Origin of the sequence: Cohnella xylanilytica, from assembly GCF_014212175.1 — a bacterium.
Lineage (GTDB): Bacteria > Bacillota > Bacilli > Paenibacillales > Paenibacillaceae > Cohnella > Cohnella xylanilytica.
Genome location: NZ_JACJVR010000081.1, coordinates 1 through 18380 on the forward strand (window position 1 = coordinate 1; position 18380 = coordinate 18380).

Consider the following 18380-nt stretch of genomic DNA (forward strand, 5'->3'; position numbering starts at 1 on the left):
CTTCCGCCGAGAGCGGAGATTCCTCGGCGGAAGACGAGCCCGCTTCGTCGGACGAGCCTGCGCCGTCCGACGAAGCGTCGCCGCCCGGCGAGCCGAAGGACGAACCGGCGGCCGCCCCGGACGGCGGCGAGGACGCCGAAGCCGGCACAGGCTCAGGCGCGGCCAACGGCAACGGCAGCGGCAGCGGCGACGGCCGCGTGACGTTCGCGTTCGTCGGCGACATTCTGCCCGCGGCGAGCGTGGCGGCCCGCATCGACAAGCTCGGCGTCGACTACCCGTTCGGAGGCTCGTCGGCGTCGATTCAGGCGGCGGACATCGCCGCTGGCAACCTGGAGACTCCGATCAGCGAGAGAGGGACGCCGGCGAAGGACAAGAAGTACGTCTACGTCGGGAAGCCGGAATACTTGAAGGGTGTCAAGAACGCGGGCTTCGACGTATTGTCGCTGGCCAACAATCATACACTGGATCAAGGCTGGGATGCCCTAAGCGACACGATGGATTACCTCGACGACGAGGGGCTCCAGCACATGGGATCCGGCGCCGACGACAAGGAAGCGTTCACGCCGGCGATTCTGGAGCACGACGGAACGAGGGTCGCCTTCATCGGGCTGTCCCACGTCGTTCCCGACGTGTCCTGGAAGGCCGACCGCAACCAGCCCGGCGTCGCCGAAGTGTACGACACGACCCGGGCGGTCGCGGCGGTCAAGGACGCGAAGGCGCTCGCGGACATCGTCGTCGTCATGGTGCATTGGGGCAACGAGCTGGAGCAGCGGCCGGAGGACGATCAGACGAGAATCGGGCACACGTTGATCGACGCGGGCGCGGACCTCGTCATCGGAAGCCATCCGCACGTGCTGCAAGGCTTCGAATATTACAAGAATAGATGGATCGCCTACAGCCTGGGCAACTTCGTCTTCCCGACGATGGGGGAGGAGTCCCAGAAGACGGGCGTCCTGAAGGCGAGCTGCGAGAAGGGAGGAGCCTGCGGCCTGAGCTTCGAGCCGATGCTGTCCAAGGACGCGCGCCCGGCGCCGATGGAACCGGCCGACGGGGCGGCCCTGCTGGCGCAGCTCTCGGAATTGTCGTACGCCGCCAAAGTCGACGAAGCGGGGAACATCGTACCTTCAACCGGTTCCTCATCCGGTTCCTCAACCGGTTCTTCATCCGGTTCTTCAACCGGTTCCTCGTCCGACTCTTCGGTCGGCGTCGGGAAGGAGCAACCTTAATGCAATCAGCCAAGGCGCTTAGCCACCCTTGCGTCGCCCATCGGGGCTGGTCGGGCGGCGCCCCGGAGAACACGATGGCGGCCTTCCGCCTCGCCCTGACCGAGCCTTCCGTCCGATGGATCGAGCTGGACGTCCATCTGAGCAAGGACGAAGTGCCGGTCGTCATTCACGATTCGACCTTGAACCGGACGACCAACGGCAAGGGCAAAGTCAGGGACATGACCGCGGAGCAGCTGTCCCGCCTGGACGCGGGGAGCTGGTTCCATCCGACGTACGCGGGCGAACCCGTTCCGATGCTCGAGCAGGTGCTCGCGTTCGCGAGAGGGCGCTGCCGGCTCAACATCGAGCTGAAGGAGGGGGCTCTCGACGGAGGGCTGCTCGTCCGCCGCGTCGCCGGGCTGATCCGGGCCTACCGGATGGACGACGAGATCGTTCTGACGTCCTTCGACCGCCGCCTGATCGAACGGGCGAAGGAGTCGGCGCCGAACCTCCGCACCGGCCTCATTACCGACAAGAAGCCGAAGGGGCTCGTCCAGAGGCTTCAATCGATGCAAGCCTCGTTCTTATCGATCGATCATAAGCAGATCAGCGCATCGCTGTTAAGAGAGACGGAGGCGGCCGGCATCCGGGTCATGGCCTGGACCGTCAACCATCCCGCCGATCTCGCCCGGCTCGCCTCCATGCCGGAGCCGTTCCAGATTTGCACCAACTACCCGGACCGCTGGCTGGCGGCCGTGAAGGAAGGAATCTGCCGATGACTGCCCTCTCTCCCCAAGACATCCGCAACATCTACTGCGTAGGACGGAACTATCGCCTTCATGCCGCCGAGCTCGGCAACGCCGTTCCCGAGTCGCCGATGATCTTCACGAAGCCGACCCACGCGCTCGTCCCTTGGCAAGGGGAAGTCGGCCTGCCGGGCTCGATCGGGGCGGTCCATTACGAAGCGGAGATCGTGCTCTACGTCGCCGAGCCGTTCCGTCCGGAGCGTCCGCTCGACGAGCAGATCTCCCACTTCACGGTCGGCCTCGACTTGACGCTGCGCGACGTTCAGGACCGGCTGAAGGCCAAGGGGTACCCTTGGCTCGAGGCGAAGGGGTTCCGCAACTCCGCGGCGGTCGGGAACTGGCTCCCTTATCCGGGGCTCGCCGAGCTGGCCGCGAAGGACTTCTCCCTCCTGATCAACGGACGGGAAGCCCAGCGCGGGAACGTCAAGGACATGGTGTTCGGCTTCGCCGAGCTGGCCGCCTTCATCCATTCCAGATACGGGCTCGGAGCGGGCGACCTGATCTACACGGGCACCCCCGCCGGAGTCGGAGCTCTCCGTTCCTCCGACGAGCTCGTTCTGCAATACGGCGGACAAGAAGTCGGTCGCGGGACCGCCGTGCTCCGCCCATAATCTCATCCATGCAAGAAGCCCCCGGGAGGGCGCCGGTCGCCGGCGCTTCCGGGGGCTTGCTTGTTGAATAGGCGTTCGTCCCGCAAGACGATCTTATCCCTGGATTAGGGGAATGAGGCCCTTACGGGAGCCGGGATCGGCCTTACAATAAGGGTGTAAGCAACGAACCTACCAATCAGGAGGGTCTCACGTGACAAAGAAACTGGTATCCGTACTGGCATTATCCGTCGCCATGTCCGCGTTCCTGGCCGCTTGCGGAAGCGACAGCGAGAAGGGCGGCAATTCCGCTTCCCCGTCGTCCAGCGCAAGCCCGAGCGCAAGCCCGAGTGCGAGCCCGAGCGAATCGCCTTCCGCCTCCGCATCGGAATCGGCTTCTCCGGAGAAGGTGGAGAACTTCACCGTCTCCCTGCGCCACATCCAGATCGGCGAAGCGCAGAAGTTCCGCAAGGCGATTCTCGACGACGTCGTCAAGAAGACGGAAGCCGAGGTTCCCGGCCTGAAGTTCGAGCTGGACGGAGTCGAAGACAGCGTCAACCGCTTCACGAAGCTGCCGGCCGAGATGGCCGCGGGCAACCCTCCGAAGATCTTCGACCTGTTCGGCGGCGCCGGCGACGCCCAGAAGTACGCCAAGGCGGGACGTCTGCTCGACCTGACCCCGATCATCGACGAACTGGGCCTGAAGGACAAGTTCCTGAACGTGCTCGACACCTTCTCCGTGGACGGCAAAGTCTACGGACTGCCGATCGGCGGCAACACCGAAGGCATCTTCTACAACACCGACCTGTTCGCGAAGTACGGGCTTAATCCTCCGACTACGTGGGATGACCTGGTCAAGGCCGCCGACACGCTGAAGCAGAACAACATCACCCCGTTCGCCGTCGGCTCCAAGGGCGCTTGGGTTCCGAACATGCTGGTCAACACGCTGATCGGCCGCATCGCCGGCGAAGGCACGAACGCCGGCTTCATCACCGGCGCTTCCAAGTGGACTTCCCCGGACGTCGTCGCGGCTTACCAGATCGTCGCCGATTGGGAGAAGAAGGGCTACTTCACCAAGGGCGAGCTGGGCAAGGAATACGCCGACATGCTGAACGACTTCGTCGCCGGCAAGGCCGGCATGATGTTCGACGGCTCCTGGCGTTCGTCCGCGTTCAAGGACGAAGCCGTCGGCGCCGCGATCGCGGGCAAAGTCGCCTTCGTCGCTCTGCCGGCCGTGCCGAACGGCAAGGGCGACCAGACGTCGGTCAACGCCAACTACGCGAACGGCTACGGCTTCTCGTCCGATCTGAACGACAACGAGCTGAAGGCGGTCAAGGCGTTCATCAAGAACCTGTACAGCGACGAGATGCAGCTTCGCGGCCTGCTCGAAGACGGCGTTCTGCCTTCGATGAAGCTGTCCGACGAGAGCGTGGGCCAAGTGAGCGACCCGCTCGTGAAGCAAGTTCTCGACGTGCTGGGCAAAGCCGGAACGACGTTCCCGCACTTCGACTCCGTCGTCCAATCCAAGGTGTACACCGAGACCGAGACGCAGCTGCAGAAGCTGATCGCGGGCAAGGCCAAACCCGAGGACGTCGCCAAAGCCATCCAGAAAGTCCAAGACGCGGAGAACGCAGCCGCGGCCAAATAAGCGAACGGATCCGAGGAGGCATCGTCCGCCGGAGCGCGGGCGGTGTCTCTCTCCATCTCGGTCGACGGCGGGGGAGGAACTATGAGAAGCACGCTGAAAAATCCCTATGTCTACATGTTGTTCGTTCTTCCAACGATTGTACTTTACTTCCTTTTCTTCATCTACCCCATGCTGACTTCGGTATTCTACGGGTTTACGAATTGGAACGGTCTCGATACGAAGGACTTCATCGGATTCGATAATTTCGTCGCCGCGTTCAAGGACGCAGACTTTCGCAATTCGATCTTGAACAACCTGTACATTCTGCTTTTCTCCTGCTGCATTCAAGTGCCGCTTATCATCGTATTCTCGCTCTTGATCAGCAGCGTCAAGCGGTTCCAAGGCTTCTACAAGACGACGGTGTTCATGCCGTCCATCCTGTCGACCTCGGTCATCGGGATTCTGTGGGGCTACATCTACGATTCCGACGTGGGACTGCTCAACAATATTCTGAAAATATTCGGTATCGATCCGATCTACTGGCTGGCCGATACGAAGTGGGCGTTGTTCTCGATTCTCGTCACGAACGCCTGGCAGTGGATGGGCTTCTATATCGTTCTCATTCTGGCGGCGATATTGGCGATTCCGAAGGACATCGACGAAGCCGCGATGATCGACGGGGCGACCGGCGTCCAGCGGGCGTGGTACTTGACCGTGCCTCTGATCAAGCCGATCATCAACGTCGTCATCATGCTCTCCATCGCGGGCGCGCTGCGCGTCGTCGACATCGTGCTCGTCATGACGGGCGGGGGACCGGCGGGCGCGACGGACGTCATGGCCTCGTACATGGTCAACAAGGCCATCAAATACGGCGACTACGGCTACGGAACGGCGTTGTCCATCATCATCTTCATTTTCGCGCTGATCTTGACCGCCCTTTATCAGATCTTGATCGTCAGAAGACAGGAAAGGGTGGAGTACTAGATGGCCGCCTCGATTCGCAGATCGATTCCGCACGTCGTCATGCTGGCTTACGTCGTCGTCATTCTCGTGCCGTTCCTGTTCGTCCTGCTCTCTTCGTTCAAGGAGAACAACACGGAGATCGCGCTGCACCCGTTCGGGCTGCCGAAGTCGTGGGAGTTCGGGAACTACAAGGAAGCCTGGATCAAGGCGAAGATCAACGTTTACTTTTTCAACAGTCTGTACCTGGCTCTCACTTCGGCCGTCGCCGGCGTGCTGCTCTCCGCGATGACGGCGTACGCCTTGACGCGCATGCGGTTCAACCGGGCGAGCTCGTGGATCTATCAGTTCGTCCTGATCGGGATGCTCATTCCGGGCAACGTCCTGTTCATCGCGCAGTACCTGCTCGTCCAGAAGCTGGGCATCCTCGACACGCACTGGTCGCTGTTCCTTCCGTATACGGCGGGGGCTCTCCCCTTCAGCGTGCTGCTTATCTGCGCGTTCATGAGGGCGATCCCGTTCGAGCTCGAGGAGGCGGCCGTCGTCGACGGCATGGGCGTCTTCCGGATGTTCTTCCGGATCATCCTGCCGCTGACCGTCCCGGCCCTCGTGACCGTGTTCATCGTCAACTTCCTGGGCAACTGGAACGAGTACCTGCTGTCGTTCTTCTTCATCAGCAAGGACGCGCTCCGCACGCTCCCTTCGGGAATGGTCCAGTTCCGCGACGCGTTCCAGCTCAATTACGCGCTCGTCTGCACGGGCATCGTCTTCAGCGTCCTGCCGGTTCTCGTCATGTACGCATTCTTGCAGCGGAAGATCATCGAGGGGCTGACCGCCGGCAGTATTAAGGGGTAAAAAAAAGCAGAAAGGACGGGCCGTCGAACGCGGCCCGCGCGAAGAAGGAGCCGGCGGCGAGTCGGCTCCTTTTGCTGTCGGCTTTCTATTCGTCGGCGATGCCGTCCTTGCGTTCTTCCTTCGGAATCTTCTCGAAGATCAGGCCCGTCTTGAAGTTGTCTTCGCCTACATAGTACGTCTCCATGTCGTTCTTCTGCCCCGAGACGGAGCTGCTTACGCTGCCGTACGTGATTTTGTCCGGCTCTCGCACGTCGAAGCTGTAGTAATAGGAGGGGCCGAAGTCGGCGGGCGGCGTTCCGAGCTCGTTCGTCGAGAAGGTGTCCTTCTGCCATTTGACTCGGGCGATGCCGTCTCGGCCGATGACGACGTATTGCTTCAGGCCTTTATGTTCGACGATATAACGCAGCGCTTCTCCCTCGGGGAACGTATAGGTGACGAGCGTCCCTTCGGCCTTGGAGACGAGCTGGCCGTTCTCGTAGACGAGAGGCAGCCCGACGGCTACGCTGCGGGCGTCCGCCAGGTGGCCGACGCGAAGCAGGTTGTAATTGTTCTGCCCGTTCGTCGTGCGAAGGATCACTTCGTTCGAGCGTTCGCCGTACTCCAGCTCGGCCCCGAGGAAGCGGGTCAGGAATTGTAGCGGCACGAAGGTGCGCCCTTTGATGGTGAGGACCGGCAGATCCAGGGAGACTTTCTTGCCGTTCACGACCGCCTGCTTCGAACCGGGCTTCAGCTGAATCTTCGTGCCGCTCACCGTTCGCCAGATGACGATCGTGCCGGATTTGGCGTCGTAGCCGTATTTGACGCGGTTCTTGTCTTCGAAGGCGGTCAGAGGAATATAAGAGCGGGATTGGTAGAACAATACCTCTTCTTGATGGTTGCCGTCGATGTAGATATGCACGGACGGCTTCGGGGCGGCCGCCGGCTGGGCGGCGGCTGCGGCCGGCGCGCCGGCGCTCAGCATACCGACCGCAATCGTGAGGCTCAGGATCGATTTCTGCCATTTGTTCATTCGGTTCATCCTCCCTGGATCGGATCATTAGGTTTTTCTAATGGTTCAATTACACAGAAGAAGATGAAATGTAACCGTTATTTATGCGCGAGATGAAAAAAATATTATGGCGAAGCCGTTGGCGGGGCGGAGTTGCGCCCGGGACGGGCCGGTGAGACAATAGTCGGAACGATACAACGAAGGAGAAGCGGCCAACATGAACAGTTCTCCGAGGGTCGAATCGTTCCCGCCCTTCGCGGACGGGAATTCCCGGATCGTTCTGCTGGGCAGCATGCCGGGCGTCGCTTCCTTGCAGGCTCATCAATATTACGGCAATCCGCGCAACTACATGTGGAGGCTGCTGTACGCGCTTCTGGCTCCCGGGGCGGAGCCCGACGAGCGGTACGAGGACCGGCTCGCCTTCGCCCGCCGGCACGGCGTCGCGCTCTGGGACGTGTACGCCTCGTGCGTGCGCAAGGGGAGCCTCGACAGCGACATCAAGGACGCCGTTCCCAACGACATCCCGGGCCTGCTGCGCCGGTATCCGAACATCCGGGTCATCGCCTGCAACGGCGGCAAGTCGCATTCGGAGCTGCTCAAGCGGTTCGGCGGCCTCCCGGAGCTCGTGGAGCGGACGGTTCTCCGGCTCCCATCGTCCAGCCCGGTGCCGACGCCGGCATACCGCGGCTTCGACGACCGGCTCCGGGCGTGGCGCGACATTCTCGGCCCGTATCTGGACTGAAGCCGGGCGGGGAACGGATGAGAAGCGGGCCGTATGGCGTGATAAGGCCAACGGACCGCGGCAACGGAAGAATCGGTCCCATTTGACGGATATAACGTAAGTTGTACGCGCAAAAAGCCCTTCCAGGCTCCCGGAACGGACGACTCGTTCGTTGCGGAGCCGGAAGGGCCTTTTTTAGGATTCGCTGCCCGGGGATCAGATCGCCCAGTTGCCTTGGCGGAAGATCTGCTCTTCCTTGCCGTCGGCGGTAATGCCGAAGATGTCCATCTCGGCCGAGCCGACCATGAAGTCGACGTGGGTGATGCTCGTGTTCAGCCCGCGCTCCTTCAACTCCTCCTGCGACAGGCTCGTGCCGCCTTGCAGGCAGAACGCGTAGGCGCTGCCGATGGCGAAGTGGTTCGAGGCGTTCTCGTCGAACAACGTGTTGTAATACAGAATGCCGGACTCCGAGATCGGCGAGTAGTGAGGCACGAGAGCGACCTCGCCGAGGTAATGGGAGCCTTCGTCCATCTCAACCAGATTCTTCAACGAGTCCTCGCCGGTCTCCGCGGACACGCCTACGATGCGCCCGTTCTCGAAGGTGAGCGTGAAGTTGTCGATCAGATTGCCGCCGTAGCTGAGCGGCTTCGTGCTGGACACATGGCCGTTCACGTCGGTGGCGAGAGGGGCGGTGAACACTTCCTCGGTCGGCATGTTGGCCACGAACGGCGTGCCGGCCTCGTTGACGCTGTCGGCCGCCACCCAGATATGGCCCTCCGGCAGGCCGACGGTCAGGTCCGTGCCCGGCGCGACGTAGTGCAGGCGCTTATATTGCTTCGAGTTGAGGTAGTCCGCCTTCTGGTTCAGCGTGCGGATATGCTCCTCCCAAGCGGCGACGGGATCGTCGCGGTCGACGCGCACGGTGCGGAAGATGGAGTCCCACAGCTTGGCGACGGCCTCTTCCTGCGGCAAGTCGGGGAACACCTTGGCGGCCCATGCGGGCGAGGGAGCCGCGACGACGCACCAGCTGAACTTGTTCGCCTGCGAGTATTGGCGATACTTGTGCATCGCTTTGCCGAACGTCTTCTGGTGGTTCACGATCCGATCCTGGGGAACTCCCTTCAGGAGATCCGGATCCGAAGAGACGACGCTGACGACGGCGGCGTTGTTCTCCGCCAGTTCGATCATCTCTCCCGCATACCACTTGGGCTCCTCCAGGAACGCGGCGTCGTCGGCGTGATCGTACCGCAGGCGGGCGATCGCATCGTCGTTCCAGTTTACCTTGACCAGGTAAGCGCCGGCTTCGTAGCCTTTGCGGGCGATGGCCCGCACAAGCTCGACCGAATCGGTCGAGGCGTTGACGACCAGCTTCTGGCCTTTCTGCAATTGAAGGCCGACGTTAACGATAAGGTCGGCGTAACGCTCCAGCTTTTGTTGATGGCTGATCATGATTCATCTTCCTCCTTGCGTGCGGGAGCGGCTCCCGGTTGGTCACTTCTCTTACTATAGCATACGGATGGGGAGATCACCCAATTCGCGGATTTCCCATTGCGGGGCGGTTCGCTTCGGTCGGCGCGAAGACGCGCTAAAAAGGCCGTAACCCGACATAATCGGGTTACGGCCGCAATAGGCGCGAGCGAAGCTCCTGTAACCCGACTTTATCGGGTTACAGCGGAGCAAATTGCCCGCAAACGTTCGGCTTCTTACTCTTTGTCCGTCAGCTCGTCCCGAATCTGCAGCAGCTTGGGCAGCTCCGCGAAGAACACGTCCACGACGGCCGGGTCGAAGTGCCGCCCGCGCTCTTCGCGGAACAGCTTCTCGATCTTCTCGAGCGGCCAGGCCGCCTTGTAGACCCGTTCCGCGCTCAGCGCGTCGAATACGTCGGCGACGGCGGTAATCCGGCCGAAGATGTGGATCTCCTCGCCCTTCAGGCCGTTCGGGTAGCCGCCGCCGTCCCACTTCTCGTGATGCTGCTCGGCGACGATCGCAGCCGCGCTCAGAAGCTCCCGGCGCGAGCCGCGCAGAAGCTGGTGGCCGATCTTCGTATGCGATTTGATAATCTCGTATTCCTCGTCCGTCAGCTTGCCGGGCTTGTTCAGCACGGAGTCGGGGATGGCCACCTTGCCGATGTCGTGCATCGGGGAGACGGTGCGCAGCACCTCGGCGTCGTGCCGGGACAACCCGAGCCCGAGCGCGAGCACGTACGAATATTCGGCGACCCGCTTGACGTGATTGGCCGTCTCCTTGGACCGGATCTCGCCGATCTCGCCCATCGTCGCGATGATCTCGCGCTGCGTGTCGACGATCTCCTGGTGCAGCATGACGGATTCGAGCGACTTGCCGGCGTAGGAGGCGGCGAGCGACAGCAGCTCCATGTCCTTGGGGGCGAACTTGCCGGCTTCGGTCATTTTATTGATAGCTTGATAGGCTCCGATAATCTGTCCGTCGTTGTTGCGGAACGGGATCGTAATGATGGATTTGGTGACGTAGCCCGTCTTCTTGTCGTTGTCGGAGTTATGTCGCGGATCGTCGTAGGCGTCCTCGATGATGATCGGTTCGCCGGCGGCGATCGCGTGGCCGACGAGGCCGGTCCCCGCGGGAATCCGGATCTCCTTCACCCCGTGCGCCACGGTCGTGTACAGCTCCTGCTTCGCTTCGTCGATGAGCCAGACGGTGCACCGGTCCGCCACGATCATCTCCCGGCCCATGTTGGCCATCAGCACCAGCACCCGGTCCAGCTTCGATTCGCTGGAGATTTTGGCCATATAATCGAATATGACCGCGAGCAGCTGCTCCGAGGTCAGGTCCGTCTTCAACAACATCCACCACTCCTTCGATCCATCGAACTACCTATTCGAGGCGAAAGTGGTCGAATCCTGCCGTTCCTGTATATTTTCTGTAACCTAGTACCCAAATTGAACCTTTATGCCTACCCGAATGTCCAAATTAAAAGGCCCGACGGCGGAATCCGGAGCGGATTCCATCCCGTCGGGCAACGTGCGCAAGTTCGTTCGATCTTCGAATAATCAGCGACCTTCCGTCAGCTTCTCCATCTCTTCGATCAATCCTTCGAAGACGCTCATCGCTTGGGCGATCGGCTCCGGACTCGACATGTCGACTCCCGCCTTCTTCAGAATATTGATGGAGTAGTCGCTGCCGCCGCTCTTCAGGAAGCCGAGGTAGCGGTCGACCGCCGGCTGGCCCTCGTCGAGGATCTGCTTCGCGAAGCTCGTCGCGGCGGAGAAGCCCGTCGCGTATTTGTACACGTAGAAGCTCGTGTAGAAATGGGGGATGCGAGCCCATTCCATCTCGATGTCCTTGTCGACTTCCATGCCGTCGCCGTAATATTTGACGTTCAGGTCGTAGTAGATCTGGCACAGCTCGTTCGGAGTGAGGGCCTCGCCGCTCTCCGCCTTCCCGTGCACGATCTTCTCGAACTCGGCGAACATCGTCTGCCGGAAGACGGTCGTCCGGAACTGATCGGCGTAGTAGGTGAGAAGGTACATCTTCTCCTTCGGGTCGGTCGACTTGTCCAGAAGGTAATTCATGAGCAGCGCCTCGTTCAAGGTCGAAGCGACCTCCGCCAGGAAGATGGTGTACTGCGCGTTCCGGTACTCGTTGTTCTCGTCCGAGTAGTAGGAGTGCAGGGCGTGACCCATCTCGTGGGCGAGCGTGAACATGCTGTTCAGATTGTCCTTGTGGTTCAGCAGAACGTAAGGATGGGTGCCGTACGCGCCCCAGCTGTATGCCCCGCTGCGCTTGCCTTCGTTCTCGTAGACGTCGATCCAGCCTTCGTCGAAGCCGCTTTGCAGCACTTTGCGGTAGCCGTCGCCGAGCGGCGCCAGGCTGTCGAACACGATTTTCTTCGCTTCGTCGTACGGAATCTCCATGTCGAACTCCTCGACGAGCGGAGCGAACAGATCGTACATATGAAGTTCGTCGACCTTCAGCAGCTTCTTGCGCAGCGCCATGTAGCGGTGCATGAGGGGAAGATGCTCATGGACGGTGGAGATCAGGTTGTCGTACACGCTCACGGGAATGTTGTCGCCGAACAGCGACATCTCGAGGGCGGACGGGTAATGACGGGCATTCGCGTAGAAAAGGTTCTTGGTCACGTTGGCGTTCAGCGTCGCGGCCAGCGTATTGCGCCATTTGCCGTACGTCTCGTAGACGGCTTTGAACGCTTCTTTTCTCACGTCGCGATTGCGGCTCTCGAGGAACTGGATGTAGCGGCCGTGGGTCAGCTCGACCTCTTCGCCCTTCTCGTTCTTGACCTTCGGGAACTTCATGTCCGCGTTGTTCATCATGCCGAAGATCGTGCTCGGAGCCTGCGACACGTTGCCGACCTGGGCGAGCAGGGACTCTTCGTTCTTGGACAGGGTATGGGGCTTCTCGCGAAGCATCTCCCGCAGCGTCCTCTTGTATGTAGCCGGCAGGGAAGGGTCTTCCGTCAGCGCGGCCAGCTTCTCCTCGGACAGGGACAGAATCTCGGGCGTGATGAACGAGAGAGCCTCGTTCACTTCGACGCTCAGCTTCTTCGCCTTCTCCGACAGCGCCTGGTATTTGCCTTCGGCCATGTCCTCGTGATGGCGCATGTTCGCGTACACGTAGAGGCGTTCCGTCGCCAGCGACAACTCGTCCTCGAGCTTGAAGCACTCGGCGATCGCGGCGGCATCGCTCAGCTTGCCCTCGAACTTGCCGATCTCCCCGATCTGCTCGCGCACTTTGGCGTATTCGGCATCCCATTGCGCTTCACTTGCGAACAAATCCTCCAGCTTCCAGCGGTATTCCGCCGGCGCTTCGCTGCGTTTCGGTACTTGGTTCATGGACTCGGAGAACCTCCTCGTGGATATGATATCGCGGCCGCTCTTCCCATGGGCGGCGGAGCTTGAGGCCGCCGCCGACGCCGGGAGGGGAGCCGCGGCGGAACACCATAAAGACAACGCCGCCAGAGCGGCGGCGGACGGCAGGACATACGATCTCATGGAACGAACCTCCGGTCGGTCGGATCGGGTTGACGTTCCTAGTATGTCCGGCTTTGCTTCTTTTTACCAACGCCTAAGAGGCGCGGTCCTCAATCCATCCGACCCGGATCCGGTCAAGTTCCTGCCGAGAAGAAGGCGTACACGATCAGGAAAAAAGCGAACGCGACCAGGATCAGCGAGATGATGGCCATCCCTCGGCGCAGGCGTTCGGGAATGGCCCGGCGCTGCCAGATGAGTACGGCCGCCAAGCCGAACGAAGCGATGGCGAAGATAAGTGTCGCGGAATAATCCAAAGCTTGGCCAGCCTCCTAGGGAACTTGTCGTTCGAGATGCGCGGGACTCCCGTTAGACGGAGCGAAGGGCGGCGAGCGTCTCGCGAAGCTGCTCCTCGCCTCCGGGGAAATCCTCGGCCCGGAAGCGGTTCTCCGCCCAATGCATCATCTCCGCGCGGCTGAGGAACTTGCGGCATTCCTCTCCCCATTGGTCGGAGATCTCGCGGACGACGAGCGTCTTGCCTTGAACCTCGACGGTCAGCATGTTGTAGTTGTCGAGCTTGTAGATCACGTGTTTGGCGAACATAGATCGGTCTCCTGCGGATCGCCTTCAATTGGCGATTTTTACTTAATCATAGAAGAGTTGAACGCAGAAATCAACGTAGCCGCCTGGATTCGGCTCTTGACAAGGAGGGGCCGGACGTGGCAGATTCGGAATAAGAATCCGGTAAACGGGTTCCAACCGAGATGAGAAGAGCCGAGAAGAGCCGAGAAGAGAGGAGCCGAGCAAGAATGACGAAGGATCGAGAGAAGAGGGAGCCGTCCGCCTATCCGCAGGCCGGCGTCGCTTCCACTTGCCGTTCGTACGGCGAGTACATGGACATGTTCGCGTTGAACGAGGAGGATCTGCTTGGAGGAGCGGTGCTGGACGTAGCCGGGGGCGCTTCGGAGTTCACGGCGAGGCTGCGCGAGAAGGGAATCGAGGCCGCGGCGGCCGACCCGTTCTACGCGGGAGCCGTGGAGGAAGTCATCGCGGCGGCCGCCGAGGAGCTTCGCGTTTCTTCATTAAAGATAGAAGCGCTGAAGGACGTTTACGATTGGAGCTATTACGGTTCGCCTTCGCGGCACCGGTCGATCCGGGAGAGCTCGTGGGCCCGGTTCGCCGAGGACTTCCGCCGGGAGGACGCGAGAAGGCGCTACGTGGCCGCCAAGCTTCCGGAGTTGCCGTTCGAGGACGGCCGGTTCCGGACGGTGCTGTGCAGCCACTTCCTGTTCCTCTACGGAGACAGCTTCGGGTACGAATTCCATCGGGAGGCGGCGGAGGAGCTGCTGCGGGTCACGGAAGACGGAGGCGAAGTCCGAATTTATCCGTTGGTCACTTTAAAATGGGAGTTATCTCCATATCTTAGGGATATTATGGAATCCGTGAAGGACGTCGCGGAGGCGGAGCTGATCGGCGGCAAGCTGCCGTTCACCCCCGTCGCAAGCCCGGTTCTGAGGCTTCGCAAGCGCCCAAAAAACCAAGTGTGAACAAAATGTTCACATATTGCGTCTTGACAACGAATCGGTTATAATAATCTCATTCGCCGATTGACGGCGAGATTTTAGGAGGTTTTTCATTTGAGAGGAACAGTTAAGTGGTTTAACGCAGAGAAAGGCTACGGCTTCATCTCCGTAGAGAACGGCAACGACGTATTCGTTCACTTCTCTGCTATCCAAGGCGAAGGCTTCAAGACCTTGGAAGAAGGTCAAGCGGTTGAGTTCGAGATCACTCAAGGCAACCGTGGACCGCAAGCATCCAACGTGGTGAAACTGTAAGTCTAGCTTCGGCGAAGACTTATCGCATATCACGAACGAGCGCTAACGAACAAACCCCCGGTTACGGCCGGGGGTTTTTTCCTGCGTTCGGGTCCCTCGCGTACAAAAGCCGAACCGCCGCGGCACGCCCTGGCGAACGGTAAGATCCGTCGCCAAGCGGGCGAGCCGACAAGCGATTCGGCTGGGCAGCGGCGCTCTGCGATAGCTGCAACGCGCTCGCGGGAACGACGAAGCGTCAGACCGCTTCCGACGGAACGGCGCGATGCACCGCTTCGATCGTGCCGCCGCCGAGGCAGACGTCGCCGTCGTAGAAGACGACGGCCTGGCCGGGCGTGATCGCCTTCTGCGGCTCGTCGAAGTCGACGCGGTACGTGCCGTCCGCCTGCGGAGTCAACGTGACGCCTTGATCGGCCTGGCGGTAGCGGAACTTGGCGGTGCAGCGCACCGGGCCTTCCGGCTTGCGGGGGCTGATCCAGTTGACGCCGCCGGCGGTCAGGCCGACGGAGTAGAGGCTCGGGTGCTTGTCGCCTTGCACGACGTACAGCACGTTGCGCTCCAGATCCTTGTCGGCGACGAACCAAGGCTCGCCGGTGCCGGAGCCGCCGATGCCGAGGCCTTGGCGCTGTCCGAGCGTGTAATACATGAGGCCGTCGTGGCGCCCCTTGACTTCTCCGGTGCGGATGTCGACCATGTCGCCGGGCTTGGCGGGCAGATACTGGCTCAGGAACTCCTTGAAGTTGCGTTCCCCGATGAAGCAGACGCCCGTGCTGTCCTTCTTCTTGGCGGTCGCCAGGCCTGCTTCCTCGGCGATGCGGCGCACTTCCGGCTTCGGCAGGTGGCCGATCGGGAACATCGCCTTCGAGAGCTGCGCCTGATCGAGGGCGTGCAGGAAGTAGGACTGGTCCTTGTTGCCGTCGACTCCGCGCATGAGCCGGTATTCGCCGTCTTCCTGCACGACGCGGGCGTAATGTCCCGTGGCGATGACGTCGGCGCCGAGATCGAGCGCCTTCTGCAGGAATTCGCCGAACTTGATCTCGCGGTTGCACATGACGTCCGGATTCGGCGTCCGCCCGCGGCGGTACTCGTCCAGGAAGTACTCGAACACCTTGTCGTAGTACTCCTCTTCGAAGTTGACCGTATAATAAGGGATCCCGATCTGATCGCAGACGCGGCGCACGTCTTCGGCGTCGACCTCCGCCGTGCACACTCCGTTCTCGTCGGTGTCGTCCCAGTTCTTCATGAATACGCCGATGACGTCGTAACCCTGCCGCTTCAATAGAAGCGCGGTGACGGAGGAATCGACGCCTCCCGACATGCCCACGACGACCCGGATCGACGAGGGATCGGCATGATGGATGCTCATCGTTGTCATCTCCTTGAACCCGCCGGTTATCGTCTCGCGGGTACCCATCATTGTAGCACATTCGTCCCGTATTCTCATCTGTCCGGCATCGATGGCGGGGATTGTTAACGAATTGACATGAATATGTTACGTTTTTTTTGACCACAAAGAGAATTGTTGTGATAACATATATCTGATATGGGGATACCCCCTATTTACCCGAAGATTCCGCAGAAGCGTAAATACAGGCGCGTTATTCGTTGAAGAGAGGTGCGGTTGTTTGAAAATATCGACGAAGGGCCGTTACGGCTTGACGATCATGATGGAACTGGCGGCCAAATTCGGGGAGGGCCCGATCTCCCTGAAGAGCATCGCGGAGAAGAACGGGCTCTCCGAGCATTATCTCGAGCAGTTGATCGCGCCGTTGCGCAACGCCGGCATGGTGAAGAGCATTCGCGGGGCGTACGGCGGCTACATTCTCTCGAAGGAGCCGGACGGCATTACCGCGGGCGACGTGATCCGCATTCTGGAAGGGCCGATCAGCCCGGTCGACTTCACGGAAGAGGACGACCCGGCCAAGCGCGATCTGTGGCTTCGCATTCGCGACAGCATCGCGGAAGTGCTGGATTCGACGACGTTGTCCGACTTGATCAACTTCAAGGAAGAAGGCGCGCCGGACAGCTATATGTTCTACATCTAAACCGGAGAGATCTGCGCCTAGCGGAAGACAAGCTCCGGGATACGAGAAGGCGAGCATGATGGAACTGATTTACTTCGACCATTCGGCGACGACGCCGATGCATCCGGAAGCGATCCGCGAGTACGCCGAGACGGCGGCGCTCGGGCCGGGCAACCCGTCCAGCCTGCACGCGCACGGCCGGGCGGCCCGGTCCCGCCTGACCGCGGCCCGCGACAAGCTGGCCGCAATTCTTGGCTGCTCGCCGTCCGAGCTGGTGTTCACCGGCGGCGGCACGGAGAGCGACAACGCCGCGCTGTACGGCGCGGCCTGGGCGCAGCGGAAGCGCGACCCGAAGCGAAGCGTCATCGTCACGACGGCGATCGAGCATCATGCCGTCCTGAACGCTTGCCGCAAGCTCGAAGCCGAAGGCTTCGAACTCGTTCTGCTGCCGGTCGACGAGACCGGGCGCGTCTCCGCTGCGGACGCCGACAAGGCGATCGGCGAGACGACGGCCGTCGTCAGCGTCATGGCCGCGAACAACGAGGTCGGCACGCTGCAGCCGATCGGCGAGATCGGGCGCATCGCGCGCGAGCGCGGCGCCGTCATGCACGTCGACGCGGTGCAGGCGTTCGGCTACGAGCCGATCGATCTTCGCGAGCTGCCGGTCGATCTTCTAAGCTTGTCCGCGCACAAGATCGGAGGCCCGCAGGGAGTCGGCCTTCTCTACATCCGCCAAGGCACGCCTTACGAGCCCACCTTGCGGGGAGGCTCCCAGGAGCGCAACCGGCGCGCGGGCACCGAGAACGTCGCGGGCATCGCGGCGTTCGCCCGGGCGGCGGAGATCGCGGCCGGCAGCCGGGAAGAGCGGCGCGCCCATGCGGCGGCCGTCCGCTCCGCCCTTCTCGAGGGGCTGGCGGAGGAGCTCGGCCCGGACGGCTTCCGCGTCAACGGCCATCCGGACGAGTCGGCCCGGCTGCCGCATATATTGAACGTCAGCTTCCCCGGCCTCTCGAACGAGACGATGCTCATGAACCTGGACTTGTCCGGGGTGGCCGCTTCGGGCGGCTCCGCGTGCACGTCCGGGTCGCTGCAGCCGTCGCACGTGCTCACGGCGATGGGACTTCCGGCTCATTTTTGCCAATCGGCGATTCGGTTTAGCTTCGGATTGGGGAATAATACGGAAGAAGCCCAAAAAACCGCAAAAATCATTGCAACCATTGCGACGCGTTTGCGTAGAAGATAACAAGCGCCTCGCGCTAGAGGTGCCGATTCGTGAGAAATGTGCAACAAATCATCGGCTTGCCCGTCTATTTACAAGACGGCAAGCAAGCCGGACGCGTCCAAGATATCGGATTCGATGAATTCTGGCAGGTCGCCAGCATCGTTCTCGATACGAAGGTCTGGTTTCGCCAAGCGGTACGAATCGTCAACTGGGCGGACGTAACCGTCGTCGGGGATGACGCCTTAATCATCCGCGACCGGTCGGCGATCGCCACCATCCATCGGAAGCATCTGCTGAGAACCTTCCATACGGGAGTCGTCCAGCTGAAGGAGCTGCCGGTTTACACGGTGGATGGACAAGAGCTCGGCCGAGTGGCAGACGTTTATTTTCGGAAGTCCGAGGGTACACAAATAGTAGGTTACGAATTGACGGACGGTTTTCTCGCGGATGTGTTCGAGGGTCGACGCCGGCTCATTCTGCCGGAAGGGCCTAAGGGCGTCACTCTGGGCGAAGATGCCATCTTGGTGCCCGCTTCGTGCGAACGGGTGCTGGAGAGAGAACCCAACGCGGAAAGTGACAGGTGATAACGATG

At 61.1% G+C, this 18380-nt stretch carries 19 protein-coding genes; 12 read left to right on the plus strand and 7 right to left on the minus strand.

The genetic code is table 11. The features are described from left to right. From H7B90_RS21140 to H7B90_RS21165, 6 genes are all read left to right on the plus strand, one after another. Window positions 1–1226 (plus strand): CapA family protein (locus H7B90_RS21140; RefSeq protein WP_185137893.1); only part of this gene is annotated, 1226 nt, incomplete at its 5' end. Next, on the plus strand, window positions 1226–1984 hold the full coding sequence (locus tag H7B90_RS21145; RefSeq protein WP_185137894.1) for a glycerophosphodiester phosphodiesterase: 759 nt from the start codon (window positions 1226–1228) through the stop codon (window positions 1982–1984). The genes H7B90_RS21140 and H7B90_RS21145, both read left to right, overlap by 1 nt. Further along, the gene (locus H7B90_RS21150; protein ID WP_185137895.1) at window positions 1981–2622 is read left to right on the plus strand and encodes a fumarylacetoacetate hydrolase family protein; all 642 of its coding nucleotides are present in this window, start codon (window positions 1981–1983) and stop codon (window positions 2620–2622) included. The genes H7B90_RS21145 and H7B90_RS21150 overlap by 4 nt, the downstream gene beginning before the upstream one ends. Window positions 2623–2812: 190 nt before the next feature. Then, on the plus strand, window positions 2813–4246 hold the full coding sequence (locus H7B90_RS21155) for an extracellular solute-binding protein (protein ID WP_185137896.1): 1434 nt from the start codon (window positions 2813–2815) through the stop codon (window positions 4244–4246). Between the two features lie 81 nt (window positions 4247–4327). After that, a complete protein-coding gene (locus H7B90_RS21160; RefSeq protein WP_185137897.1) occupies window positions 4328–5209 on the plus strand; it encodes a carbohydrate ABC transporter permease in 882 nt (293 codons plus the stop codon). Further along, entirely contained in the window at window positions 5210–6040 is an 831-nt protein-coding gene (locus H7B90_RS21165) for a carbohydrate ABC transporter permease (RefSeq protein WP_185137898.1), read from the plus strand. It abuts the gene before it with no gap. 85 nt (window positions 6041–6125) lie between these two features. Here the strand turns inward: H7B90_RS21165 and H7B90_RS21170 are convergent, their stop codons facing one another. After that, window positions 6126–7049, minus strand: coding sequence for a copper amine oxidase N-terminal domain-containing protein (locus tag H7B90_RS21170; protein ID WP_185137899.1), 924 nt, complete (start codon window positions 7047–7049; stop codon window positions 6126–6128). A 196-nt stretch (window positions 7050–7245) separates the two neighbouring features. On the opposite strand from H7B90_RS21170, the gene H7B90_RS21175 reads away from it, so the two are divergent. Continuing rightward, window positions 7246–7770 carry a DNA-deoxyinosine glycosylase gene (locus tag H7B90_RS21175; protein WP_185137900.1) on the plus strand — a complete coding sequence of 175 codons (525 nt, stop codon included), beginning with the start codon at window positions 7246–7248 and terminating at the stop codon, window positions 7768–7770. Between the two features lie 195 nt (window positions 7771–7965). On the opposite strand, the gene H7B90_RS21180 is transcribed toward H7B90_RS21175, so the two are convergent. The 5 genes from H7B90_RS21180 to H7B90_RS21200 form a co-directional block, all read right to left on the minus strand. After that, on the minus strand, window positions 7966–9198 hold the full coding sequence (locus tag H7B90_RS21180; RefSeq protein ID WP_185137901.1) for an aminopeptidase: 1233 nt from the start codon (window positions 9196–9198) through the stop codon (window positions 7966–7968). Between the two features lie 254 nt (window positions 9199–9452). Then, window positions 9453–10571, minus strand: coding sequence for an HD domain-containing phosphohydrolase (locus tag H7B90_RS21185; RefSeq protein WP_185137902.1), 1119 nt, complete (start codon window positions 10569–10571; stop codon window positions 9453–9455). Between the two features lie 204 nt (window positions 10572–10775). Further along, the gene (pepF, locus tag H7B90_RS21190; RefSeq protein ID WP_185137903.1) at window positions 10776–12575 is read right to left on the minus strand and encodes an oligoendopeptidase F; all 1800 of its coding nucleotides are present in this window, start codon (window positions 12573–12575) and stop codon (window positions 10776–10778) included. A 272-nt stretch (window positions 12576–12847) separates the two neighbouring features. Then, complete coding sequence (locus H7B90_RS21195) at window positions 12848–13027, minus strand: hypothetical protein (RefSeq protein WP_185137904.1); 180 nt, start codon at window positions 13025–13027, stop codon at window positions 12848–12850. A 52-nt stretch (window positions 13028–13079) separates the two neighbouring features. Beyond that, window positions 13080–13313: a hypothetical protein gene (locus tag H7B90_RS21200; RefSeq protein WP_185137905.1), complete on the minus strand. Its 234-nt coding sequence runs from the start codon at window positions 13311–13313 to the stop codon at window positions 13080–13082. Window positions 13314–13519: 206 nt separating this feature from the next. Here H7B90_RS21200 and H7B90_RS21205 point away from each other — a divergent pair, with 206 nt between their 5' ends. Together H7B90_RS21205 and H7B90_RS21210 are read left to right on the plus strand one after the other, a co-directional pair. Then, window positions 13520–14257: a class I SAM-dependent methyltransferase gene (locus H7B90_RS21205; protein WP_185137906.1), complete on the plus strand. Its 738-nt coding sequence runs from the start codon at window positions 13520–13522 to the stop codon at window positions 14255–14257. Between the two features lie 90 nt (window positions 14258–14347). Then, window positions 14348–14545 carry a cold shock domain-containing protein gene (locus H7B90_RS21210; RefSeq protein WP_027091239.1) on the plus strand — a complete coding sequence of 66 codons (198 nt, stop codon included), beginning with the start codon at window positions 14348–14350 and terminating at the stop codon, window positions 14543–14545. Window positions 14546–14780: 235 nt separating this feature from the next. Here H7B90_RS21210 and mnmA read toward each other — a convergent pair whose 3' ends face one another. Beyond that, on the minus strand, window positions 14781–15908 hold the full coding sequence (gene mnmA / locus H7B90_RS21215) for a tRNA 2-thiouridine(34) synthase MnmA (RefSeq protein ID WP_185137907.1): 1128 nt from the start codon (window positions 15906–15908) through the stop codon (window positions 14781–14783). Between the two features lie 259 nt (window positions 15909–16167). On the opposite strand from mnmA, the gene cymR reads away from it, so the two are divergent. From cymR to H7B90_RS33485, 3 genes are read left to right on the plus strand one after another with little or no spacing between them, the layout of a single operon-like run. Further along, window positions 16168–16587 carry a cysteine metabolism transcriptional regulator CymR gene (gene cymR / locus H7B90_RS21220; protein ID WP_185137908.1) on the plus strand — a complete coding sequence of 140 codons (420 nt, stop codon included), beginning with the start codon at window positions 16168–16170 and terminating at the stop codon, window positions 16585–16587. A gap of 58 nt (window positions 16588–16645) precedes the next feature. Beyond that, entirely contained in the window at window positions 16646–17809 is a 1164-nt protein-coding gene (locus tag H7B90_RS21225) for a cysteine desulfurase family protein (RefSeq protein ID WP_185137915.1), read from the plus strand. A 29-nt stretch (window positions 17810–17838) separates the two neighbouring features. Further along, on the plus strand, window positions 17839–18372 hold the full coding sequence (locus H7B90_RS33485) for a PRC-barrel domain-containing protein (RefSeq protein WP_185137909.1): 534 nt from the start codon (window positions 17839–17841) through the stop codon (window positions 18370–18372). The last annotated feature ends 8 nt before the right edge of the window (window positions 18373–18380 follow it).

Coding starts and splice junctions, on each gene's coding strand:
- pepF (WP_185137903.1), bottom strand. CDS start 12,575: ATGAACCAAGTACCGAAACGCAGCGAAGCGCCGGCGGAATACCGCTGG.
- H7B90_RS21225 (WP_185137915.1), top strand. CDS start 16,646: ATGGAACTGATTTACTTCGACCATTCGGCGACGACGCCGATGCATCCG.
- H7B90_RS21160 (WP_185137897.1), top strand. CDS start 4,328: ATGAGAAGCACGCTGAAAAATCCCTATGTCTACATGTTGTTCGTTCTT.
- H7B90_RS21150 (WP_185137895.1), top strand. CDS start 1,981: ATGACTGCCCTCTCTCCCCAAGACATCCGCAACATCTACTGCGTAGGA.
- H7B90_RS21180 (WP_185137901.1), bottom strand. CDS start 9,198: ATGATCAGCCATCAACAAAAGCTGGAGCGTTACGCCGACCTTATCGTT.
- H7B90_RS21145 (WP_185137894.1), top strand. CDS start 1,226: ATGCAATCAGCCAAGGCGCTTAGCCACCCTTGCGTCGCCCATCGGGGC.
- H7B90_RS21175 (WP_185137900.1), top strand. CDS start 7,246: ATGAACAGTTCTCCGAGGGTCGAATCGTTCCCGCCCTTCGCGGACGGG.
- H7B90_RS21185 (WP_185137902.1), bottom strand. CDS start 10,571: ATGTTGTTGAAGACGGACCTGACCTCGGAGCAGCTGCTCGCGGTCATA.
- H7B90_RS21200 (WP_185137905.1), bottom strand. CDS start 13,313: ATGTTCGCCAAACACGTGATCTACAAGCTCGACAACTACAACATGCTG.
- H7B90_RS21205 (WP_185137906.1), top strand. CDS start 13,520: ATGACGAAGGATCGAGAGAAGAGGGAGCCGTCCGCCTATCCGCAGGCC.
- mnmA (WP_185137907.1), bottom strand. CDS start 15,908: ATGAGCATCCATCATGCCGATCCCTCGTCGATCCGGGTCGTCGTGGGC.
- H7B90_RS21165 (WP_185137898.1), top strand. CDS start 5,210: ATGGCCGCCTCGATTCGCAGATCGATTCCGCACGTCGTCATGCTGGCT.
- H7B90_RS21170 (WP_185137899.1), bottom strand. CDS start 7,049: ATGAACAAATGGCAGAAATCGATCCTGAGCCTCACGATTGCGGTCGGT.